Source organism: Streptomyces sp. NPDC001732 (assembly GCF_053596315.1).
Map to the genome: position 1 here is coordinate 71,887 of NZ_JBSFFY010000013.1, position 22,561 is coordinate 94,447.

At 70.3% G+C, this 22,561-nt stretch carries 15 protein-coding genes; 2 read left to right on the forward strand and 13 right to left on the reverse strand.

All coding sequences use genetic code 11. The annotated features are described in order from the left end of the window. Positions 1–11: 11 nt before the first annotated feature. From ACWCXX_RS16060 to galE, 6 genes are all read right to left on the reverse strand, one after another. Positions 12–812 (reverse strand): rhamnogalacturonan acetylesterase, encoded by an 801-nt coding sequence (locus ACWCXX_RS16060; RefSeq protein ID WP_451127528.1) that lies wholly within the window; start codon positions 810–812, stop codon positions 12–14. After that, complete coding sequence (locus ACWCXX_RS16065; protein ID WP_451127530.1) at positions 802–5,346, reverse strand: bifunctional glycosyltransferase/CDP-glycerol:glycerophosphate glycerophosphotransferase; 4,545 nt, start codon at positions 5,344–5,346, stop codon at positions 802–804. Before ACWCXX_RS16065 ends, ACWCXX_RS16060 begins: the two co-directional genes overlap by 11 nt. Continuing rightward, positions 5,343–6,659: a CDP-alcohol phosphatidyltransferase family protein gene (locus tag ACWCXX_RS16070; RefSeq protein ID WP_451127532.1), complete on the reverse strand. Its 1,317-nt coding sequence runs from the start codon at positions 6,657–6,659 to the stop codon at positions 5,343–5,345. The genes ACWCXX_RS16065 and ACWCXX_RS16070 overlap by 4 nt, the downstream gene beginning before the upstream one ends. Positions 6,660–6,843: 184 nt before the next feature. Beyond that, positions 6,844–8,355, reverse strand: coding sequence for a hypothetical protein (locus ACWCXX_RS16075; protein WP_451127534.1), 1,512 nt, complete (start codon positions 8,353–8,355; stop codon positions 6,844–6,846). Continuing rightward, positions 8,352–9,458 carry a hypothetical protein gene (locus tag ACWCXX_RS16080; RefSeq protein ID WP_451127535.1) on the reverse strand — a complete coding sequence of 369 codons (1,107 nt, stop codon included), beginning with the start codon at positions 9,456–9,458 and terminating at the stop codon, positions 8,352–8,354. The genes ACWCXX_RS16075 and ACWCXX_RS16080 overlap by 4 nt, the downstream gene beginning before the upstream one ends. A gap of 81 nt (positions 9,459–9,539) precedes the next feature. Then, positions 9,540–10,550: a UDP-glucose 4-epimerase GalE gene (galE, locus tag ACWCXX_RS16085; protein WP_451127537.1), complete on the reverse strand. Its 1,011-nt coding sequence runs from the start codon at positions 10,548–10,550 to the stop codon at positions 9,540–9,542. Positions 10,551–10,731: 181 nt separating this feature from the next. Here galE and ACWCXX_RS16090 point away from each other — a divergent pair, with 181 nt between their 5' ends. Together ACWCXX_RS16090 and ACWCXX_RS16095 are read left to right on the forward strand one after the other, a co-directional pair. Next, a complete protein-coding gene (locus ACWCXX_RS16090) occupies positions 10,732–11,826 on the forward strand; it encodes an LCP family protein (protein WP_451127539.1) in 1,095 nt (364 codons plus the stop codon). A gap of 37 nt (positions 11,827–11,863) precedes the next feature. After that, positions 11,864–12,280 (forward strand): NTP pyrophosphohydrolase, encoded by a 417-nt coding sequence (locus ACWCXX_RS16095; protein ID WP_451127540.1) that lies wholly within the window; start codon positions 11,864–11,866, stop codon positions 12,278–12,280. 361 nt (positions 12,281–12,641) lie between these two features. On the opposite strand, the gene ACWCXX_RS16100 is transcribed toward ACWCXX_RS16095, so the two are convergent. The 7 genes from ACWCXX_RS16100 to ACWCXX_RS16130 all read right to left on the reverse strand — a co-directional run bounded on the left by ACWCXX_RS16100 (position 12,642) and on the right by ACWCXX_RS16130 (position 22,473). Next, complete coding sequence (locus tag ACWCXX_RS16100) at positions 12,642–14,141, reverse strand: amino acid permease (protein ID WP_451127542.1); 1,500 nt, start codon at positions 14,139–14,141, stop codon at positions 12,642–12,644. A 166-nt stretch (positions 14,142–14,307) separates the two neighbouring features. After that, positions 14,308–16,236, reverse strand: coding sequence for a 1-deoxy-D-xylulose-5-phosphate synthase (gene dxs, locus ACWCXX_RS16105; RefSeq protein WP_451127544.1), 1,929 nt, complete (start codon positions 16,234–16,236; stop codon positions 14,308–14,310). Between the two features lie 225 nt (positions 16,237–16,461). Continuing rightward, a complete protein-coding gene (locus tag ACWCXX_RS16110) occupies positions 16,462–17,799 on the reverse strand; it encodes a sugar ABC transporter permease (protein WP_451127546.1) in 1,338 nt (445 codons plus the stop codon). Beyond that, on the reverse strand, positions 17,796–18,590 hold the full coding sequence (locus tag ACWCXX_RS16115; RefSeq protein ID WP_451127548.1) for an ATP-binding cassette domain-containing protein: 795 nt from the start codon (positions 18,588–18,590) through the stop codon (positions 17,796–17,798). Before ACWCXX_RS16115 ends, ACWCXX_RS16110 begins: the two co-directional genes overlap by 4 nt. A 334-nt stretch (positions 18,591–18,924) precedes the next feature. Continuing rightward, positions 18,925–20,022, reverse strand: a complete 1,098-nt coding sequence (locus ACWCXX_RS16120) for a substrate-binding domain-containing protein (RefSeq protein WP_451127550.1) — start codon at positions 20,020–20,022, stop codon at positions 18,925–18,927. Positions 20,023–20,144: 122 nt separating this feature from the next. Then, complete coding sequence (locus tag ACWCXX_RS16125; RefSeq protein ID WP_451127552.1) at positions 20,145–21,344, reverse strand: ROK family transcriptional regulator; 1,200 nt, start codon at positions 21,342–21,344, stop codon at positions 20,145–20,147. A 211-nt stretch (positions 21,345–21,555) separates the two neighbouring features. Beyond that, the gene (locus tag ACWCXX_RS16130; RefSeq protein WP_451127554.1) at positions 21,556–22,473 is read right to left on the reverse strand and encodes a carbohydrate ABC transporter permease; all 918 of its coding nucleotides are present in this window, start codon (positions 22,471–22,473) and stop codon (positions 21,556–21,558) included. Positions 22,474–22,561: the final 88 nt, after the last annotated feature.

Consider the following 22,561-nt stretch of genomic DNA (forward strand, 5'->3'; position numbering starts at 1 on the left):
CCGTCCGTATCTCAGTTGGAGCCCAGCGTGCGTGCCCTGGTCAGCTCGGCGTGCGTCTCGTCGTCGAGCCAGGTCACCCACTCCGGGGGGAAGTCCGTCCGGTCCAGGTCGACGACCCAGTGCGGGGGCACGATCCGCTGCTCCACCAGGGCGTGGGCGATGTACCGCGCACAGGCGATGGCCCCCTCGGGCGTCATGTGACCGGGGTCGTGGAACCCCTCCGGGTAGTTCGGGTGCTCCCCCGGTTCGAGGTGGATGAAGAAGGGGCGCACGCCTTCCGGGCCCAGCGCCTCCCACCAGCCGTGGGTCCGGGCGTAGAGGTCGATGTAGGGAACGCTGCACTCGGTGGCGAGGTCGCGCATCGCCATCGGGTACTCCGGGATGCTCATCGGCATGTTGCCGTGCACGTCGTGGCCGTCCCGTTCGGGCGGACTGATCAGCACCGGGTGGGCATTGCGTGCGCGCGCCCCGTCGACGAACTTCCGCAGGTGCTGCGGGAAGTCGCCGTAGGCCTCGCTGTAGAGCCACTTCTCCGGCTTCGCGTCGTTGGTGCCGAACGAGGTGAGCAGGTAGTCCCCGGGACGCAGGTGCTGGAGGATCCAGTCGAGCCTGCCCCGTTCGCCGAACGTCCGGGCGCTCGCTCCGGCCCGCGCGCAGTTGACGATCTCCACCTCACGGGTGAGGAAGAAGTGCAGTACCTGGCCCCAGCCCGTCATGGGGGCCTTGCTCGCCTCCCTGGTCACCATGGCGGAGCCGCCCGCCAGGAAGATCCTGCGGGGCCCTCCCGCCCCGGGGTTCCCCTCAGACAGCACGGTCCCACCCTCCGTCGTGCGTGTCCGCGCGCACGGCCGTCCGCGCGGTGGTGTCCTGGCCCGGCGCGTCCTCGCCCCGGGGTACGCGCGTCGCGGGCAGGGCGGCGACGGGGCCCGAGGGCCCGAGGTCGGCGGCGTGCGCCGTCCCCAGCGCCTCGATCGCCTCGTGGACGCGCTCGCAGTTGCCCTCGCCGCTGTACGCGAAGAACCGCTCCGCGCGCTCGCGGTAGGGGCTCTCGACCGTGAAGCCCCTGGTCATCGCGGCGATGATCTCGTCGACGGCCTGGTCGACCGTGCGGCAGACCGGGCCGAAGCCGTGTTCCGTCAGGTCGAAGTAGCCCCGCTTGTAGTGCCGTCCGTAGAAGTCCTCCTCGTCGAAGGGCACGTGGACGAGCGGGATCCCCATGTAGGCCACGTCGAAGAAGACCGACGAATAGTCCGTGACCATGAGGGAGCACTCCTTCATGGCCTCCTGGACGTTGCGCTTCCCCGGGTCGGCGACCTCGATCGCGGGGGAGTCGATCCGGAAGTTGTGCAGGTACGGCCGGATCTCGTAGTGCGGGAAGAACTCCAGGTCGACGCCGAAGTGTTCCAGGGCCGCCAGGAGTCTGCGGTCGGAGAGCAGCGACCGGTAGAACCGGAAGTACTCGGACTGGGTGAAGGCCGTCTTGGCCGGGCCCGCGGACTTCTTGTACGAGGCCGTGACGATCCACTGCCGCCAGGTGGGCATGAGCAGGATGCGGGGGCGCTCCCGCCGCTCCCGCCGCAGCGCGTCGAACCTGGGCAGGCCGGCCAGCACCGCGCGGTCGCCGAAGCCGGCCTCCTGGGCCAGGTAGGCCCGCTCCTGACGCCCCGTGGTCACGATCATGTCGTAGCTCGTGATGCGCTGGTCGACGCCGGAGGTCACGTCGTTGTAGATGATCCCGTGCTGGAGGAAGATCCGCTGGTACTTCAGGAGTTCGCCGAACCGGTGCAGGAAGAGCACCTTCCGGTACCCCTGGGGCAGCAGGTACGACTCGGAGTCGTACGAGCCGATCAGTTTGGTGGCGTGCAGCAGGTACATCCGGTGCTTGAACGAACCGAGTCTGATCACCCTGCCGTGCCGGGCGACCTTCTTGTAGTCCGGGGAGTTCCCGTCGATGACGTAGTACGCCCGGCGGCGCCTGTGGTGGGTCCGGATCCACTTGAAGAAGTGGTACGAGTTGTCCTGGGCGGTGTCGGACCGCTCGCCGATGAGCCAGATCTCGCGCGAGTCGAGGAAGGGGTGGACGAGCCAGTACGCGAGCCTCATCCGCCAGCCGGGGTTGCGGGTCCGGAGGATGCGGACCTCGCGGGCCAGCCGCCACAGGGCGTGCTTCGTCCGCGCGCGGAGCTTGCGGTCGACGAGCCGGAAGTGCAGCGCCTCCTGACCCCCGATGGTCAGCATGTAGGGGTGGCCCGCGATCCGGCCGGGGCCCTTGAGCCGGTGCAGCGGGAGGCGCGCCCGCATGACGACGTTGCGCTGTCGCGAGCCGTCCGTGCGGTGCACCCGGAGCCGGAAGTCGCCGACGCCGAATCCGCCCCGCACCAGGTCCGCGAGCGGGATCTCCGCGTACCAGCCCGCGTACAAATCGCGCCCGTTGCGGGAGTTCCACAGGTCGCGGCGGGCCACCTGGCGCAGTGGCACGGCCACCTTGGCGTGCCGGGTCTGGTGGACGAATTCCAGCGGGTTCTCCAGGGGGCCGCCGATGTCCATGCCGGGGAAGGCCATGCATCCCTCGACGACGAGGACGCCGCCCCGGGTGCGGACCGACTCGACGACGACGTTGGGGTCGTCGACCCTGGCGGTCCGGCTGCTCAGGGTGCCGCCCTCGAAGGTCCGGTAGAAGCCGTCGTCGTCGATCTCCAGCTTCAGCGGGGCGTTCTCCAGGGCCGGGCCGGGGTCGCAGAAGAGCTCGAAGTTCCCGCTCTTCGCGGCGTAGTGGTCGAGCTGCTGGGCGGAGTTGGTCGCGTATTCGAGGACGACCTCGTCGGGTATCTGCGCGTAGTGGCGGCAGATGTCCGGGAACATCTCCCGCAGTTGTGTGCGGCCCATGACGTTGCGGGCGTTGCACAGGAAGCCCTTGTAGGTACGGGTCACGTAGCGCTGGAACATGTGCCGGACTTCGGCGCGCTCGGTGGCGGTGTAGTCCAGCAGGAAGTGGTTGAGCCGCAGGTGGTCCCGGTAGTTGGCGGGCTTGCTCCACAGGGAGTCCATGATGGAGGAGCCGTCGGGGCGTCCGCGGTAGTAGTACACCGGCCGGTCGACCAGGCTGATGGCGTTGGCCCGCAGCATGCACGGCAGCGTCACCCAGGAGTCCTCGAAGTGGACCCCTTCGCCGAACCGCACGCCCAGCCGGCGCAGCAGCCCGGTGCTGAACAGCTTGTTGCACGCCGAGCCGCTGAAGATCAGGTCGGGGACGGAGGCGAAGTCGTCGATGCGGCGGTCGCCCCGGCCGAAGTACTGCTTCCAGGGGCCGTAGGGGCGGTCGGGGAAGTTCACCAGGTCCCCGACGACGAGTTCGGAACCGTCCCGCCACGCCGCCTGGAGCATGTGCGACAGGGCCCGTTCGCCGAGGATGTCGTCCGAGTCGAGGAAGGTGACGTACGGGGCGGTGACCCGGGCCAGGCCGTTGTTCCGGGCGTTGCCGAGTCCGCCGTTCGTCTGGTGGACGACCGTGACGTTAGCGTAGTGCCGGGCGAAGTCGTCCAGGATGTAGGGGGTCTCGTCGGTGGCGCCGTCGTCCACCAGGACGATCTCGGTGGCGGCGAAGCCCTCCTGGGCGGCCAGCGAGCCGAGGCAGTCGTCCAGGTACTTGGCGACGTTGTAGCAGGGCACCACGACGGCCATCTCGAAGGGGTGGTCGAGGCGTGCGATCGGCGGGTGGGCCAGGCCGCGCCACCACATCCACGGCGCGTCCGGGTCGTTCTGCGCCGTCTCGAAGGTCCTGCGGCCGGCCGTGGCCACCCGCAGGGCGAGGTTGCCGCTGACGGTGCGGTAGCCCTCCACCTCCTCCCCGTTCGCCAGGAAGGCCAGTCCGCGGAGGTCCACGTCGCGCACGTTGAGCGGGGAACGGGAGCGGGCACGGTTCCATTCGACGACGACCGACACGTTCCAGACGGTGTTCTCGGAGAACTCCTCGCCCAGGACGGCGGTCAGGTCGACGGTGCCCCCGAAGCCGACGAACCGTTCGCCGACCTCGGCGGCGGCGAGCGCGACGGTGACGTCCTTCTTCGAGTGGCGGTTGCGCACGGCCAGGGTCAGCGCGAGGTCGTGGCCGGGGTCGATCCGCCCGAAGCGGTTGAGCAGCCGGCCCTCGAAGCGGAGCGTCCCGTCGTCGACGGACCATTGGTCGAGCTGGGCGAAGAGCGGTTCCTGGGCGAGCTTCTCCGCGGTGAGCCCCAGTTCCGTCACGTCGAGCATGCGCCGGGCGTCGGGCAGGTGGAGGTGGTCACCCGACCAGTACACCCGGCCGTCCTCCTCCACGAGGAAGGACGACAGCACGCTCTTGCGCTGGACGTAGTCGAGGGTGGTGAGCGCGGCCTCGATCTCCTGGTACATCACGAGGTAGGCCCGGACCCGGTCGACGGGGTCGGACAGCTCGAACGCCTCCTCGCTGAGCGAGAAGAGGTAGTTGCCCGCGATCTCGGCGAACCCCTGCTGGAACTCCGGGTCGCCCTCCGCGAGCGCCCGCATGTACAGCCGCAGGTCGTGGGCGAGGAACTTCGAGTCCTTGCGGACCTTCAGCTGCCACAGGCCCCGGTCGATCAGGAAGGAGTCCGTCGCGCGGTGCACCGCGACCCGGTCGCGGATGGAGCGGAGCTCGCCCGTGCGGCCGGTGATCGACCCCCCGTCGGGCTCCCACATCCACCGGTAGACGGGCTCGGTGACGACCGTGATGCCGTCGGCGAGGCAGCCCGCCACGGTGGAGAAGTAGGTGTCCTCGTAGAAGACGCCCTCGGGGAACCGGATGCCGCCCGCCCGGAGGAAGTCCACCCGGTACAGCTTGGCCGCCGCGATCGGGTCGGCGAGCATCAGCGGGAACTCCGCGAGCGAGGGCACGGTGCGCGCCAGCGCGTACACCTCGGGGGCCCAGGGCTCGCTCTCGCCGGTGGCCCGGTTGACCCGGACGGCCTTGCCCGCGGTGATGTCGCTGCCGGTCTCCAGGGCTCCGGCGAGCAGCAGCTCGCAGGCACGGGGCGGCAGTTCGTCGTCGGCGTCGAGGAACATCACGTACCGGCCGGCGGCCTGGTCGATGCCCTGGTTGCGCGGGGCACCGACACCGCCGCTGTTCATGGACCGGCGCAGCACCCGCACGCGGTTGTTGTTCCCGGCGAAGTTCCTCACGACGTCGAGCGTGTTGTCCGTGGAGGCGTCGTCGACGACGACGACCTCGACCAGTTCGTAGGTCTGGTTGACGGCGGACTGGAGGGCCTTGCCGATCGTGGTGGCCGCGTTGTACGCGGGGATGACCACGGTCACCCAGACGTCGGGGGTGTCCTGCTCGTGGTTCATCCGAGGTCCCCCCGGTCGGCCGGGTGTCCGTGGTCGGACGGCAGGTCGAAGGGTGTGAGGTACGCGGGGCGGCCCTGGACGGGGTGGTCGTACGAGGGCTCCGGCACCTGCCCGTACGTCCGCGCGTGCGCCTGCTCCGGCGAGGGGCCGTGCGTCCGGGTGCGTTCCTGCTCCGGCGCCTGCCCGTACGGCCGGGTGCGTTCCTGCTCCGGCGCCGGGCCGTACGTGCCGTCGTACGACGGGTAGGGCTCGGGATACGGCTGGAAGCCGGGGTCCTCGTGGGGCGGCGGGGCGTGGAAGGCCGGGTCGGCGAGCGGGTCGCCCGACGCCCCCCGGCGGTGCCGGCCCCGGTGGAGGTGGGGGGCGATGGAGCCCGAGCGGGACGGTTCCTCGGTCAGTTCGGCCATCACGGCGGTGAAGTCGCGGGTCGAGAGCCAGAACTTGTACATGATGACCAGCTCGAAGATCCCCAGCAGGACCGCGGAGACCACCGTGGTCAGGAGGATCCGGCCGATCAGCGGCCCCACGATGAAGACGAACATCTGGAACTCGATGCCGCTGATGAGGTGCGGCCTGATCCTGCTGCGCAGCAGTGCCTGCCGGACCCGCTGGTACCACGGGAAGCGGTGGCGGAACTGCGCGTGCAGGTCGACGACGTGGCCGGTGCCGGACTGTTCCTTGAGCACCTCGGCCTCGGCCTCGGGGTTCTCGCGCAGCAGGTCCTCCATGAACCGGATCTGCTGCTCCTCGGGCGCGGCCCCGGCCTCCCCCGCGAGGGCGCGTTCGGCCTCGCGGCGCTCCCGGGTGACCTTCTCGATCTTCGTCCGCATCGACATGCGCATCTTGTAGATCTGCAGCGCGTCGACATAGCGCAGCATGTCCAGGAAAACAACCATGAGCGCGGCGAGAAGAAACCTTTCGTCACCACTGCGCAGGTACTGGCCGCCCATCAGGGCGAGGGCGCAGAACAGGACCCGGATGCGGTCGAAGACGTAGTCGAGCCAGCCGCCGAAGACGGTGCCGTTGCCCTTCAGCCGCGCGAGCTTCCCGTCGATGCAGTCGAGGATGAAGCTCAGGTGGTACAGCGCCGCCCCGACGACGAGGGACCAGGTGTCGCCCATGAGGAAGAACCCGGCGGACCCGAGCCCCACGAACAGCGCGGCCCACGTCACGCGGTTGGGCGTGACGAACCCGAACCTCGCCAGGACGATGAGCATCCGCGTGGCCACGGGGTCGACCAGGATCACCGTCCACCAGGCGTCGCGCTTCTTGCAGGTGAGCTTCTGGACAGCACGCAAGGACAGCTTGGCCATAACCCCTCAGTCACGAGAACGACAGAGCGACGAAGCCCCTGTTCCATCCGGTCACAGTCGGGTTCACCAGCTGTTCACGAGAGTCCCCCGAGTCCTTCACGGGAAGGATCAGCAGACTTTATCAAAACCTCAACAGGTTTCAGCCAACCTATCGACAGAAAAGATCATCGGTGATGACAAATCATCACACTGTGTAACAATTTCCGAACTCAAAACCACTGTTCGATGACGCTCGGTGAGAAATTGCCAGTCGAGATCCGGCCATGAGCGCCGCCAATGTGACCATCCCGGTACGGCTTCGGACAGCCGTGGGCATCGCGACCGGCTCCGCGCCCAGGCCGTTCCACCACACGCCGGCGTCCGCCCGGCCCTCCGCGTACGCCCCCACGAGGCAGGCGCCACCGGGGCCGGACCGCAGGAGCAGCGAGTACGTCCAGCCGTCCGCCTCGACACCGCGGATGCCGGTGACCGGCCCCGGCCCGTCGGCGCCGCCGCCGAGGGGCACGGGGGCCGTCGCGCCCGGCCACCAGAGGCCGGGCTCGTGGGTCGTCGCGTCGCGGAAGAGGACCGTTCCCGGTTCGGGCCCGGCGGCCAACGAGCCCGGAGCGGGCGAGAACGGGACCGACCGGTCCTCCGTCCAGGCGCCCTCGGGGCCCGAGCGGTACCAGCGCAGCACCGCCGCGGAGTCCCTGGCACGGGCGAAGAGCTCCACCTCGCCGCGGGCCGTGGTCACGGCGACGAGCTCGTCCGCGACCCGGACGCCGCTCAGGTGCCGCCACGGTGCCCAGGCGCCGTCGGCCCCCTGGTGCCGGTAGCTCACGCTGTGCCCGAAGTTGCGCACGAAGACGAGGAGGCCGCCCGCGCCGTCGAACGCCGCCGCCGGGAAGCCGACCTCCCGGCTCCGGTCCCGGTTGCCCTCGTTCGGATTGCCCAGTGAGTGCCAGGGGGTGGGCGGGGCCCCGGTGCGGTACTGGGCGGCCCGCACCACGCAGACCTCGTCGCCGTCCTTCGAGGAGGTCCGGCGCAGCGCGAAGAGGTGCGGGAATCCGTACGCGTCCCGGGCCGCCGTGAGGCCGGGCATCAGCCGCGGGCCGGGCAGGAGCTCCGGGCCCCGCCAGGCGGTGCCACCGGGTTCGGTCTGGGTCCAGCGCACCACGCCCGCCGCGGAGGGCAGGAAGGCGGACAGCCTGCCGTCGAAGCCCTCGTTCAGCCAGGGTGCCGGCCGGGGGTGGCGCGACTGCCCCTCCGTACCGGCGCGGTGGCATTCCACGAAGACCGGGGTTCCCGTCTCCAGCTGGTGGTCGCGGACCGCGCGGAGCGCGTCGAGCGCGGCGGCGGCGTTCTCCGCGGGCTCGTCGTGCACCGGAACGCCGCGCTGCCGGTCGTACGACACATGGGCCGGGTCGGGGTCCGGCAGCCGCACCCGCTGCGGACGGGCCGACCGCAGCTCCCGGAGCAGCGCGGCCGCGACACCGCCCTCCCGCGCGTCGAGGGTCCGCACCGGGCCCGCGAGGCGGCAGCCGCGCCGTTCCGCCTCCGCGAGCGCCCGGTCGAGGGCGCCCCGGCCCTCCTTGTCGTCCTCCATGACGCACAGGACGGTCAGTTCCGTCCCCGCGCCCTCGGCCGCGACGAGCGCCACGGCCTCGCGATGGCGCGCGGCGACGACCGCCACCCTCGTCGGTGCCGCCCCGCTCATATCCGGCTCCAGTCCCCGAGGGTCAGCCCCTGGCCGTTCTCCTGCCGTGCGACCATCGGCCCGCCGTCGGTGCCGACGGCCGCGACGACCGCCCTTCCGCGGCCGTCGACGGCCAGCGCGGGGTCCCCGGTGCAGTCCATTCCCGTGCCCGTCCACCAGACCCCGTACTGCTCGCCCTCCGTGGGGCAGAGGCCGAGGTGAACCGTTCCGTCGGTGCCGCGGAGGGCGAGCAGCGTGCAGTCGTAGCCGTCCACCGTCGTCCTGACCGCGGCGATGCGGCCGTCCCCGGGGCTGCCGCCCAGCGGCACGGTCCGGCCGTCCGCCCGGAGGGCGACCACTCCGCCGTTCCACGCGTCGGCCAGGTAGTGGGTGAGCCGGCCCGGGGCGGTCTCCAGCGCGGTCGCCGATCCGGGCACGGGCACCACGCCCACTGCGTCGACGTCCGCCAGGGGGCCGCCCGGGGCGGACTGCCTCAGCCGGAGCGCGCCGGTACGGGTGGGGACGAGGACCTCCACCCGGCCGGTCGAGGTCGCCGCCGGGGCCGGGCCGTCGGTGCAGCCGGAGGCCCGGAGCGTGCTCCACGCCTTCCAGCGGCCCCGCTCGTCCTCGTGGCGCACCGCCACCGTGCCCGGTCCCGTCGGTACGCAGACGTACACCGCGCCGTCGTCCGTGACGGCGCCGGACGGGGGTCCGGTCTCGACCGCCTCGCCGATCTCCTTGAACGGATTGCCCAGCGAACGCCATTGCGTCATCGGGCGGCCGGTCTGGTACTGCGTGGCGTACACGATGTCCACGTTCGTCCAGTCGTCGGCCCTCGGACGGACCCGGCGTCCCAGCAGATGCGCGTAGCGGTTGCTGCCCTGCACCACCGTGAGCCGTTCGACGTCCTTCGCGGGCAGGACGTCCGGTTCCGTCCATCGCCGGTCGTCGGCCGTCGTCTGCGTCCACCGCACGACGGCCCCTTCGACGTGCACGTACGCGGTCAGCCTGCCGTCGTGTCCGGTCAGCAGCCAGGGGCCGCCCAGGGGGCGGGCGAGGAGTGCGGAGGCGTCCGTCGCGGGCCGGCCGGACGGATTCGCTTCGCGTGGGAAGGCTCCGCGCATTGCCGTTCGTCACCCTCCCGGAAGCAGGCCGCGCAGATCGCGGGCGCTGGAGCAAGTCATCATGAATAGGCTGAAAATAGCTCAGGCCGGGGTGTCCGAGGAGACGGAACGGTGCGCTCCGGGGTTCCTCAGGCACCATCCCTCCCATGCCGAGACGACCATCGCGCGGGCGTCGTGCCGGGCGGACCAGCCCAGCTCGGAGCGGATCAGGTCCGCCGACGCGACGACCCTGGCCGGGTCGCCCGCCCTGCGCGGGGCCGTGACCGGGGCCGCCTTCGCCCCGTGTCCCGTCACGTCACCGATCAGCTCGATCATCTCGCGCACCGAGACGCCCTCGCCGCGGCCGATGTTGAGGGTCAGGTCCGTGCCCGGTGCGCGGTCGAGCAGGGCGCGGGCCGCGGCGAGGTGCGCCGAGGCGATGTCGTCGACGTGGATGAAGTCGCGGACGCAGGTGCCGTCTTCGGTGTCGTAGTCGTCGCCGAAGACCACCGGGGCCTCCCCCCGCGTCAGCCTCTCGAAGACCATGGGCACCAGGTTGGACACACCGGTGTCGGCGAGGGCCGGGGTGGCGGCGCCGGCGACGTTGAAGTACCGCATCGAGGCGGTGGCGATGCCGTGCGCCTTCCCGGCGGCGCGCACCATCCACTCGCCGGTCAGCTTCGTCTCTCCGTAGGGGTTGATCGGGGCGCACGGGGTGTTCTCCGTCACCAGCCGTACGTCCGGCATGCCGTAGACGGCCGCCGAGGACGAGAAGAGGAACGCGCGCACCTCGCTGTCGGCCGCCGCCTCCAGCAGGGTCTGCAGGCCCTGCACGTTCTCCCGGTAGTAGTGCAGCGGGCGCTCGACGGACTCCGCCACCTGCTTCTTCGCGGCGAGGTGGACCACACCGCGCACCGACAGGTCGGCCAGGGTGCGCCGCAGCAGGTCCGCGTCGAGCGTCGATCCCCGGACGAACGGCACGTCCGAGGGCACGCGCGAGGGATCACCGGTGGAGAGGTCGTCGTACACGGCGACCGGCTCGCCGGCCGCCCGCATGGCACGGACGACGTGCGCCCCGATGAACCCCGCCCCGCCCGTGATCAACCAAGTCATGAACGAATAGTAGTTCGAGGCTCATAGATCATGATTCCGGGGACCAAAACACCCATTCGCACGATCCTCTGTTCTATAGTGCACGGTCAGTCATGCACGTACGGACCGGCCACGCCCCCCACCCGAGTCCCACGCACTTCACCGTCCGCTTCGGGCACTGAGATTTGAGGACTCGACCACGATGAGCCACGACGCCATGGCACCGGGCCGTTCGGACTCCCAGGACGGCGGCCGGAAGCGGAGGGGCGGCCCCCGCAAGCGCCGCCGCGGCCTGAGGATCGCGCTCGTTTCGGTGCTCGTCCTGCTGCTCGCCGCAGGTGGCACCTTCTACTGGCTGTACAGCCGCCTGGACGGGAACATCAAGGGCGTCGACATCGACAAGGCCCTCGGCGAGGACCGGCCGGAGAAGCTGCCCACCAGCGGCCAGAACCTGCTGGTCCTGGGCTCCGACTCACGGGCGGGCGCGGAGAACAGGGCGCTGGGCGGGGGCGGCGGCGTCAGCGGTGCCCGCTCGGACACCGCGCTGGTGGTGCACATACCCGAGGGCCGGACGAAGGCCGTCGCCGTCTCCATTCCGCGCGACACCCTCGTCTCCCGGCCCGAGTGCACCGGGGCCGACGGCACGACGGTGCCCTCGGCGAACCGTGTGATGTTCAACTCCGTCTACTCGCAGGTCGGACCGGCGTGCGTGGTCAAGACCGTCGAGAAGATGTCCGACGTCCGCATCGACCACTACCTCGAAATCAACTTCGCCGGGTTCAAGGACCTGGTGGACGCCATCGGCGGTGTCACGGTCGACGTTCCGCAGGACATCCACGACAAGTCGTCCGGGCTCGACCTCACGGCGGGCCCGCACAAGCTCGACGGCACCCAGTCCCTGGCGTACGTCCGTACCCGGCACGGCATCGGCGACGGCAGCGACCTCGGCCGGATCGGGCTCCAGCAGCAGTTCCTGCTCGCGCTGCTGAGCGAGGTGAAGTCGCAGGACCTGCTGGGCAGTCCGGCCAAGTCGTACAAGATCGCCAGTTCGGCCACCCGGTCGCTGACCACCGACTCGGGACTCGCCTCGCTGAAGTCCCTCGCGGAGTTCGGCCGGTCGATGAACGGCGTGGACCCGAACACCATGGAAACGATCATGCTTCCGGTGGCGTACGACAAGCAGGACCCCAACCGGGTGGTGGCGGCCCAGCCGCAGGCCGACGAGCTCTGGAAGGCCATCCGCAAGGACGCCACGATCCCCGAGTCCGCCAAGAAGTCCCCCGCGACCGGCGGCTGACGCGACGCGGGGCACGGCTCCGTGACACGCTTTCGGCATGCCGAGCGAACGGACCCTGGTGATCGTGGACGCGGCCAATGTGGTCGGCTCCGTGCCCGACGGATGGTGGCGGGACCGCCGCGCCGCCGCCGAGCGGCTCCGGGACGCCCTGGTCCCGCTGGCCTCGGCGGGGCTGCCGGGACACCCCGGCCCCGCCGAACTGGTGCTGGTCGTCGAGGGCCGGGCCCGCGGCGTCGCGTCGGTGCCCGGCGTCCTGGTGGACCCGGCGCCGGGCAGCGGTGACGACCGGATCGCCGAACTCGCCGGGGTGGCCGCAGGCCGCGTCTGCGTGGTGGTCACCGCCGACCGGGAGCTGCGGCGGCGGGTGGAGGAGTACGGGGCCCGGTGCGTGGGGCCCCGCACGGTACGGCCGGCCCCGCCGGTGGACACCGCCCCGCCCACGGCTCCGGACTAGGGTCTTTCGTCTGGATCAGGCCGGATCAGGGAGCGGGGTCCGGTGCGTGCGATCGCAAGGCGGAGGAGGGAGTCATGGCGGAGCCATGGCGAGTGACGACAACGCGGCGAGCAATGGGGCCTCCCCTGCTCGAGCGAAGCCGAGAGCTCGGGGAAGTGCCGGGGCACGCGAGCCCGGCCTGATCCAGACGAAAGACCCTAGTGCTGTGGCCGGAAAGGTTCACCGGCTCGCGACGCCCGGCACGGCACCTCGCCGCGTTGTCGCATCACCCGAGTACATCCAGTACGCGGGCAATGCTCCGCCTTGCGATGCACCGCACCGGACGCCGTGAGCTTTCCGGCAAACCTTTCCGGCCACAGCACTAGGGCGTGTTGAGGCGGCTGTGTCGGCGCCCGTACGCGAAGTAGATGATCACGCCGATGATCATCCAGGCCGCGAACCGCACCCAGGTCTCCGCCGGCAGATTGAGCATCAGCCACACCGAGGCGGCCACCGAGAGGAGCGGGATCACCGGCACCCACGGGGTGCGGAAGGCGCGGGGCAGATCGGGGCGGGTGCGGCGCAGTACCAGGACGCCCAGCGCGACGACGACGAACGCGAAGAGCGTGCCGATGTTCACCAGCGTCGCCAGTTCGTTGATGCTGGTGAAACCGGCGACGATCGCGATGATCACACCGAGCAGGATGGTCGGGCGGTACGGGGTGCCGAACTTCGGGTGCGTCTTGGAGAAGAACCGCGGGAGCAGTCCGTCGCGGCTCATCGCGAAGAACACCCGGGTCTGCCCCAGCAGCAGGATCAGGCAGACCGTGGTGAGGCCGATCGCGGCGCCGAAGCTGATGAGCCCGGCGTAGACGGGATGGCCGACGGCCTTGAAGGCGTCGGCCAGCGGCGCCTCGACCGACAGATCGGTGTAGTGCTCCATGCCGGTGACCACCAGGGACACGGCGACGTAGAGCACGGTGCAGATGAAGAGCGAGGCGAGGATGCCGCGCGGCATGTCCCGCTGCGGAAGCTTCGTCTCCTCGGCGGCGGTGGCCACCACGTCGAAGCCGATGAAGGCGAAGAAGACGATGGAGGCGGCGGTGAAGATGCCCATGATGCCGAAGTTGGTGGGCGCGTAACCGAACATCAGCTGGACCAGCGGCGCGGTCAGGCCGGTGCCCGAGGCCTGCGGTTCCGCCTCGGGGACGAAGGGCGAGTAGTTGGCGGACTTCACGAAGAACAGCCCCGCGACGATCACGATCAGGACCACCACGATCTTGATGGCGACGACGACGCTCGTGACCCGGGCCGAGAGCTTCATGCCGAGCACCAGCACCACGGTCAGGACGAGCACCAGGGCGAAGGCCAGGATGTCGAAGCCGAAACCTTCCGCCACGTCCGGTCCGGAGAGTGCGGTGGGCATGTGCCAGCCGAAATTGTCCAGCAGCGAGCGCACATAGCCGGACCAGCCGACCGCCACCACCGCCGTGCCCAGCGCGAACTCCAGCACCAGGTCCCAGCCGATGATCCAGGCGATCAGTTCGCCGAGGGAGGCGTAGGAGAACGTGTACGCGGAGCCGGCGACCGGCACGGTGGAGGCGAACTCGGCGTAGCAGAGCGCCGCCAGGGCGCAGACGACGCCCGCGGCCACGAAGGCGAGGGCGGTGGCGGGCCCGGCCGTCTCCTTGGCCACCTTGCCGGTGAGCACGAAGATGCCGGTGCCGATGATGACGCCCACTCCGAAGACCGTGAGGTCCAGGGCGGAGAGGGACTTCCTGAGCGCGTGCTCCGGCTCCTCGGTGTCGCGGATGGACTGCTCGACCGTCTTGGTCCGGAACAGCCCGTCGCTGCTGGGGGGTGTGTCCTGCTGGGCCGTCACCGGCGTACCTCCACGCACTCGTCGTGTACGCCATGATTGGGACCGATTCGGCCACGGAGGGCTCCGCAGTGGCCGATTTCACGCGAATGGGCCGGGCGGACCACTCGTACAGGGTGGTCCGCCCGGCCCATTCGCCGTAGCGGTGCGAACTGCCGGTCGCCGCAGGTCAGTCGCGGACGGGCTCGACCACGGAACGGGGGTCGGCGTCGTCGTCGAAGCGGCCGTCCAGCTTGGCGACCAGGCCGGTGACCTGGCGGGCGATGTCCGGCGCGGTCAGCCCGATCTCGGCCAGGACCTCCTTGCGGGAGGCGTGGTCGAGGAAGCGCGGCGGGATGCCGAAGTCGCGCAGCGGTACGTCGACCCCGGCGTCGCGCAGCGTCTGGGAGACGGCGGAACCGACGCCTCCGGCCCGGCTGTTGTCCTCGACGGTGACGACGACCCGGTGCCGCTCCGCGAGCGGGGCCATCGCCTCGTCGACCGGCTTGACCCAGCGCGGGTCGACCACGGTCGTCGAGATGCCCTGGGCGTCGAGCAGGTCGGCGATCTCCAGGCACATCGGGGCCAGCGCGCCGACCGAGACCAGGAGCACGTCCGGCCGGGCGGCGCCGGACTCGCGCAGCACGTCCATGCCGCCGACCTTCCCGACGGCCTTGACCGCCGGGCCGACCGCGCCCTTGGAGAAGCGGACCACGGTCGGCGCGTCGTCGACCTCGACGGCCTCGCGCAGCTGGGCGCGGACCTGGTCGGCGTCGCGCGGGGCGGCGATCCGCAGCGAGGGCACGCACTGCAGGATCGACATGTCCCACATGCCGTTGTGCGAGGCGCCGTCGGTGCCGGTGATCCCGGCCCGGTCCAGCACGAAGGTCACCCCGCACTTGTGCAGCGCCACGTCCATCAGGACCTGGTCGAAGGCGCGGTTGAGGAAGGTGGCGTACACCGCGAAGACGGGGTGCAGTCCGCCGGTGGCGAGCCCGGCCGCGGAGACCGCGCCGTGCTGCTCGGCGATGCCGACGTCGTAGATCCGGTCCGGGAACTCCTTCTCGAACTTGGTCAGGCCGACCGGCTGGAGCATGGCCGCGGTGATCGCGACGATGTCCTTGCGCTCCTTGCCGAGCTTGACCATCTCCTCGCCGAAGACCGAGGTCCAGTCCAGGCCGGAGGAGGCGATGGGGAGCCCGGTGTCCGGGTGGATCTTGCCGACGGCGTGGAAGCGGTCCGCCTCGTCCTGGAGGGCCGGGGTGTAGCCGCGGCCCTTCTCGGTGATGCAGTGCACGATGACGGGGCCGCCGAAGCGCTTGGCGCGCTGGAGCGCCGATTCCAGGGCCTCGATGTCGTGGCCGTCGATCGGCCCGACGTACTTCAGGCCGAGGTCCTCGAACATGCCCTGCGGGGCGATGAAGTCCTTCAGCCCCTTCTTGGCGCCGTGCAGCGTCTCGTACAGCGGCCTGCCGACGACGGGGGTGCGCTCCAGGATGTCCTTGCCGCGGGCCAGGAAGCGCTCGTAGCCGTCGGTGGTGCGCAGCGTGGCGAGGTGGTTGGCGAGGCCGCCGATGGTCGGCGCGTAGGAGCGCTCGTTGTCGTTGACGACGATGACGAGCGGGCGGTCCTTGGCGGCGGCGATGTTGTTCAGCGCCTCCCAGGCCATGCCGCCGGTGAGAGCTCCGTCACCGATGACCGCGACGACGTGGTCGTCCTTGCCCAGCACCTCGTTGGCCTTGGCGAGGCCGTCGGCCCAGCCGAGCACCGTGGAGGCGTGCGAGTTCTCGATGACGTCGTGCTCGGACTCGGCACGGGAGGGGTAGCCGGAGAGGCCGCCCTTGCTCTTGAGCTTCGAGAAGTCCTGCCGGCCGGTGAGGAGCTTGTGCACATAGCTCTGGTGGCCGGTGTCGAACAGCACCTTGTCCTTCGGCGAATCGAAGACCCGGTGCAGGGCGATGGTCAGCTCGACCACGCCCAGGTTGGGGCCGAGGTGGCCCCCGGTCTTCGACACGGCCTCGACGAGGAAGGTCCGGATCTCTCCGGCGAGCTGGTCCAGCTGCTCGGGTGTGAGCCGGTCCAGGTCACGCGGTCCACCGATGCGGGTCAGCAGGGCCACCCGTGCCTCCTTGCGTTTTGAGCTGGTCGAGCATGCCGATCCGATGAGTCTAATGTTCCGGGCGCGCACGGGGTCATCGGGCGGTGTGTTCGGGACGTACTCCGTACATATGGGCCGGGTTCCCGCGCCGGACGCGGACACGGCGGTGCCCGGTGCCCGTGCGGGGGGGGCGCCGGGCACCGGGCCGGGCGGGCCGCACACGGCGGCCCGCCCCTCTGGGTGGCGCTACGCGCGGCCCGCCGTCTTCTGGGTGCGGCGCGAGACCGAGTCGATCACCACGGCGGCCAGCAGGACGGCGCCCGTGATCATGTACTGGACGGCGTTGGCCATGCCGATCATGTTCAGGCCCTGCTGGATCGACTGGATCACGATCATGCCGAGCAGTGCGGACCAGACCTTGCCCCGGCCGCCGAAGAGGCTGGTGCCGCCGATGACGGCGGCCGCGATGACCAGCATCAGCGTGTTGCCGCCGCCGACGCTCTTGGTGGCACCGCCCGACAGGCTCGCGATGAAGAGGCCGCCGAAGGCGCCCAGCATGCCGGAGAGCGCGAAGACGGTGATCCGGATGCGGTCGACGCTGATGCCGGCGCGGCGAGCCGCCTCCGGGTTGCCGCCCACCGCGAAGACCTGGCGGCCGAAGGTGGTCCGGCGGGCCACGAAGTCCGCGACGACCAGCACGGCCAGGAAGAGCACCAGGGCCAGCGGCAGGCCGCGGGCGCCCGAGGGCTCGTTCAGCACGTACGCGACGGCGAAGCACAGGACGGCGACGACGCCCGTACGGAGCAGGATCTCGCTGGTCGGGCGGGCCGGCAGACCCGCGGCCCCGCGGCGCCGGCTGTCCATCAGGAGCGACCCGGCGTAGGCGAGGACGGCGACCAGGGCGACACCGTACGCGACGGCCTTGTCCTCGAAGAAGTAGTTGGTGAGGTTCTCGACGATGCTGCCGCTCGGGGTGTTGATCGAGCCCTCACCGCCCATCATCCACTCCTGCAGACCGCTCCAGCCGAGGAACCCCGCCAGGGTGACGACGAAGGCGGGCACGCCGATCTTGGCGAAGAAGAAGCCGTGCAGCGCGCCGAGCGCCATGCCGGAGAGCACCGCGACGAGGACCGCCGCCCAGTCGTTCCAGCCGTGGTTGACGTTGAGCACGGCCCAGACGGCCGCGCCGACGCCGGCGACCGACCCGACGGACAGGTCGATCTCGCCGAGCAGCAGCACGAAGACGATGCCGACCGCCATGATGCCGAGGCCGGAGCTGTAGACGGCGATGTTGGCGACGGAGCTGGCGGAGAGGAAGTTGCTGTTCTGGAGCTGGAAGACGATCGCGATGACGATCAGGCCGACGAAGACCGGCAGTGAGCCGAGCTCGCCGCCGCGCACCTTGCGGGTGAACTCGGACCAGTAGCCCTTGAAGCCCTCCTCGCGGACCAGCAGGCGCGGGTCCACCGCGGGAGCGGGGGCCGCCGACGGCTCGGCCGCCGGGACGACGGGCTTCTCGGCAGGGCTCTTGGCGGGCTCGGGGGCCTCGGCAGAGCTCTTGGGGGTCTTGGCGAGGTCGCTCACTTCGCGTCCTCCTTCGAGGCTGTGCGTGCCTGGCGGCGCGTGACGGCGTTGTCCGTGGCACCGGTGATCGCGGAGATGATCTCCTCGTGGGACGTGGTCGCCACGTCGAAGACTCCGTTGTTGCGGCCCAGCCGCAGCACCGCCACCTTGTCGGCGACGGCGCGCACGTCGGCCATGTTGTGGCTGATGAGGATGACGCCGTGACCGCGCTCGCGCAGTCGCTCGACGAGGTCGAGGACCTGGGCGGTCTGCTCGACGCCGAGGGCGGCGGTCGGCTCGTCGAGGATGACGACCTTGGGGTCGCCGATCAGGGCGCGGGCGATGGCCACGACCTGGCGCTGGCCGCCGGAGAGCGAGGCGACCGGGATACGGACGCTGGGAATCCGGATGGACAGGGTGTCCAGCAGTTCCTTGGCGCGCTTCTCCATCGCGATCTCGTCGAGGACAAAGGCCCTGCGCAGTTCGCTGCCGAGGAAGAGGTTGGCGACCACGTCGAGGTTGTCGCAGAGGGCCAAGTCCTGGTAGACGGTGGCGACTCCGAGCTCCTGGGCGTCGTTGGGCCGGTTGATCCGGACCGTCTCGCCCTCCCACTCGATGGCGCCTTCGTCGATCGGGTGGACACCCGAAATGGTCTTGACGAGGGTCGACTTGCCGGCGCCGTTGTCGCCGACCAGGGCGACCACTTCGCCGGAACGAATCTCCAGGTCCACATCGGTGAGCGCCTGGACGGCGCCGAACCGCTTGGAGATTCCGCGCAACGCCAGCACGGGCGTAGCGGACACGTGAATCATCTCCTTCACCGCCTGACCGGCGGGGATGGTACTGCTGAGCTCAAGGGGCGGTGCCGGTCACCGGGCCGCGGGACGACCGGAAAGCCTCCGGGCCCCGGGACGGCCAGGAGGTCTCCGGCGGGTCCGCCTCGGAACGTCGTCGCCGGGGGACGACCACGCGCCGAGGTCCGGACCCGGAGAGAGCTTCCGTACGGGCCGGGGCCCTTCGGCACGTTCCGGGGGCGGCCGTACGCGGATGACCGGAACCGGCGGGAAGTCCGGCGCCCGCCCCTGCTGCGGGGCATGTGACGGGGCGGGCGCCGGACCGGACCGGGGGACGCTTGCCGGCGGGCGGTTACTTGATGCCGGCGGCGTCGCAGGCCGCCTTGTACTGGGCGGTGCAGATCTGCTCGACCTTGTACACCTTGTCCGCGACGATGGTGGAGGCGATGTTCTCCTTGGTCACGACCGAGGCGTCGTACAGCTTCGAGGGGATGCCCTTGAACTCGCCCGAGAGGCTGTCGACCTTGGCCGGGGCCAGTTCGTCGATCTTCTCGCCCTTGAGCAGCCGGACGGCGATCTCGGCGGTGGTCTCGGCCTCCGGCTTGATCTGCTTGTAGATCGAGAAGGACTGCTCGCCCGCGATGATGCGCTGCAGACCGGCGAGTTCGGAGTCCTGGCCTCCGACCGGAACCTTGACGCCCTGCTTCTTCAGGGCGGTGATGATGCCGCCGGCCATGCCGTCGTTGGCGGAGTAGACGCCCTGGAAGCCGTCCTTGCCCAGGGAGTCGATGGCCGCGCCCATCTTCTTGTTGGCCTCGTCCGGCGACCAGTCCGGGATGTCCTGCTCGTAGACGACCTTCTTGACCTGCTTGTCGAGGACGCTGTGCGCGCCCTTCTTGAAGAAGGGGGCGTTCGGGTCGGTCGGCGAGCCGTTGATCATGACGACATCGCTGTCCGCGGCCTTGGAGCCCAGGGCCTTGACCAGCGCCTCGCCCTGGAGGCGGCCGATCTTCTCGTTGTCGTACGACACGTAGGCGGAGATCGGGCCCTCGGCGAGACGGTCGTACGCGACGACCTTCACGCCCTTCTTCTCGGCCTGCTGGACCCAGGACTTGGTGGCCTTGTAGTCGACGGAGTCCAGGATGATGACCTTCACACCCTGCGTGACGAGCGCGTCGAACTGCTTCTTCTGGGTCTCGGTGTCCTGCGAGGCGTTGTTGTACTTGACCTCGCAGTCGTCGCACAGCGCCTTGATCTTCGCCTCGATGATCGGGCGGTCGAACGTCTCGTAACGCGTGGTCTTGTTCTCCGGCAGGAGCAGACCGATGGTCTTGCCGTCACCGCCGCTGCCGGAGTCCTTGTCGTCGCCCGCCTTGCCGCAGGCGGCGAGGGAGAGGGCCATCGAGACCGCGGCCGTTCCTACGACCAGGCGTCGCGTCGTTGCGTTCATTACGGGTTGCCTCCCTGACGAGGCCGCAACGTTGCGGCCGAGGTGGCAGGCAGTCAACTCGGCTGCAACGTCAGCGTCAAGGAGTAAATCCTTAACGAGATGACAACGGTGCCATTCGTTATCTAAGTGAAGGCAGGAGCGTTCGCCATCAGGGTGCTCTCCAAAAGGGTCGAATCCCCCATCTCGCTCAGCACCAGGGCCAGCGCGCCCAACACCTCGGCCCGGCCGCCCAGGGCGCCCGGCAGCACCGACAACTGCCGGGCGGCGCTGGGGATGGCGTACCGGGAGACCGAGTCGCGGATCGGCGCGAGCACCAGCTCGCCCGCCTCGGCGAGCGAGCCCCCGAGGACCACCCGGCTGGGGTTGAGCAGATTGCAGAGGTTGGCCACCCCGCTGCCGATGTGCCGTCCGACGTCCCCGATCACCCGGCGGCAGCCCGGGTCGCCCCCGCGGGCCAGCTGGACCACCCGCTCCATGGTGAGGTCGGGCCCGTGGCTGGGCTGGAGCAGCGGCAGGACGTACCGGGCCGCCGCGAAGGTCTCCAGGCACCCCCGGTTCCCGCAGCGGCACACCGGCCCGGACTCGTCGAGCGTGATGTGCCCGATCTCGCCGGCCGTGCCGCCCGGCCCCCGGTAGATCCGCCCGTCGATCACCAGGCCGGCGCCGACGCCGCCGGCGACCTTGATGTAGGCGAGGTCCCTGACGCCCCGGCCGCTCCCCCAGACCAGTTCGCCGAGCGCCCCGAGGTTGGCGTCGTTGTCGACGTGCACCGGCACGCCGAGCCGGCTCGCGAGCTCCTTGCTGGGGTTGATGCCCGTCCAGCCCGGCAGGATCGACGTGGAGCCCAGCGTGCCGGACTCCACGTCGATCGGGCCGGGAACACCGAGGCCCACCCCGATCACCTTGTCCTGGCTGATCCCGGTCGTCTCGATCAGCCGCTTCACGAGCTGTTCCGCCCGCCCGAAGCCCTGCGCGGACGAGGCGTCCACGTCCAGCGGCTCGGCCTCCTCGGCCAGCACCTGGTGGGCGAGGTTGCCGACCGCCACCCGCAGGTGGGTGTGCCCGAAGTCGACGCCGATCACGATGCCCGCGTCGCCGCTGAGCGAGACGCTGCGGGCCCGGCGGCCGCCCGCCGAGGTGGGGGTCACCTCGACCGTGCCGCCTTCCTTCAGTTCACGAACGATGTTGGAGACGGTGGCCGCTGACAGGCCGGTGCTCCGTGCGATCTCCGCCTGGGTGAGCGAACCCGCCATGCGTACCGCACGCACGACCCGCTCCAGGTTGGCGCGATGCAGAGAAGTCTGCGACCCCGGAGTCTCCATTGACTCACTCCTAGCGTTCTCTCCAACATGTGAACTCCAAGCTGAGCGTTTTGAGGTGCCCCCCGTCAAGACCTTGAGCGAGCGAAGCCCCGGATGAGCGCCCGACCGCGCCCCGGAGTGCCGCCCGCACACGCGAACCGCCCGCCGGCGAGGAGCCGGCGGGCGGTTCGTACGGGTGGCGGGCCGAGGGCCCGGGACAGGAGGCGGGCCGCTACTTCACCGCGCCCGCGGTGAGTCCCGCGACGACCTGGCGCTGGAAGACGATGTAGGCCCCGAGGACCGGCAGCATCGCCATCACCAGACCGGCGAACAGACCGGACCAGTCGCCCTTGTACCCCTGGCTGTTGGCCAGCTCGACCAGCCCCTGGGAGAGCACCCGCTGGTTCGGGTCGGTGTTGAGCACCGTCGGCAGCATGTACTGGTTCCACTGCCCGAGGAAGTTGAAGATGCCGACGCTGATCAGGCCGGGCCTCGCCATGGGCAGCATCACCTGGAAGAACGTCCGGGTGTGCGAGGCCCCGTCGAGCATCGCGGCCTCCGCCACCGAGGTCGGCAGCGTCCGGAAGAACGAGGTGAGGAAGAAGACGGTGAACGGCAGCGAGTACGCGATGTAGACCAGGATCAGTCCGTGCTGCGTGTTCAGCAGGGCCATGTTGTTCATCACGAAGAACAGCGGGACCAGCGCCAGGATGATCGGGAAGCTCATCCCGCCGATGAACAGGAAGTACAGGAAGCGGTTGCCGGGGAAGTCGAACCGCGCCAGCACGTAGGCCGCCATCGACCCCAGCAGCAGCGTGCCGACGAGCGAGCCGCCCACCACCACGATCGTGTTGAAGAAGTAGTCGCTCATGTGCGCCTGGCTCCAGGCGCGCGACCAGTTCTCGAAGTGCAGCTTGTCGGGCAGCGCCCACGGCGTCGACAGGATCGAGTCGTCCGTCTTGAACGACGCCATGACCGCCCAGAGCAGCGGCATGACGACCAGGATCGCCCAGATGATCAGCACACCGTGCGAGAAGACGTTGAGGACCTTGCCCTCGCTGCTCTTCTCCTCGACGGCCGGCGCGGGGCGCCCGGCCACGGGGGCCGGGTCCGCCGCCGGGGCCGCGGGCGGGGTGTCAGTCGTCTTCACGTGTACTCACCTCGTACTGTCGAGCCGGACACGGAGGCCGACCTGTGGTGCCTGCTGGGGATCCGGGGGCCGTCGCCCGTCGTTCGCG

What these genes read in the sequence shown, in the direction of transcription:
- ACWCXX_RS16065 (WP_451127530.1), bottom strand. Translation starts at nt 5,346, where the DNA reads ATGAACCACGAGCAGGACACCCCCGACGTCTGGGTGACCGTGGTCATC.
- ACWCXX_RS16070 (WP_451127532.1), bottom strand. Translation starts at nt 6,659, where the DNA reads ATGGCCAAGCTGTCCTTGCGTGCTGTCCAGAAGCTCACCTGCAAGAAG.
- ACWCXX_RS16075 (WP_451127534.1), bottom strand. Translation starts at nt 8,355, where the DNA reads ATGAGCGGGGCGGCACCGACGAGGGTGGCGGTCGTCGCCGCGCGCCAT.
- ACWCXX_RS16080 (WP_451127535.1), bottom strand. Translation starts at nt 9,458, where the DNA reads ATGCGCGGAGCCTTCCCACGCGAAGCGAATCCGTCCGGCCGGCCCGCG.
- galE (WP_451127537.1), bottom strand. Translation starts at nt 10,550, where the DNA reads ATGACTTGGTTGATCACGGGCGGGGCGGGGTTCATCGGGGCGCACGTC.
- ACWCXX_RS16090 (WP_451127539.1), top strand. Translation starts at nt 10,732, where the DNA reads ATGAGCCACGACGCCATGGCACCGGGCCGTTCGGACTCCCAGGACGGC.
- ACWCXX_RS16095 (WP_451127540.1), top strand. Translation starts at nt 11,864, where the DNA reads ATGCCGAGCGAACGGACCCTGGTGATCGTGGACGCGGCCAATGTGGTC.
- ACWCXX_RS16115 (WP_451127548.1), bottom strand. Translation starts at nt 18,590, where the DNA reads ATGATTCACGTGTCCGCTACGCCCGTGCTGGCGTTGCGCGGAATCTCC.
- ACWCXX_RS16120 (WP_451127550.1), bottom strand. Translation starts at nt 20,022, where the DNA reads ATGAACGCAACGACGCGACGCCTGGTCGTAGGAACGGCCGCGGTCTCG.
- ACWCXX_RS16125 (WP_451127552.1), bottom strand. Translation starts at nt 21,344, where the DNA reads ATGGAGACTCCGGGGTCGCAGACTTCTCTGCATCGCGCCAACCTGGAG.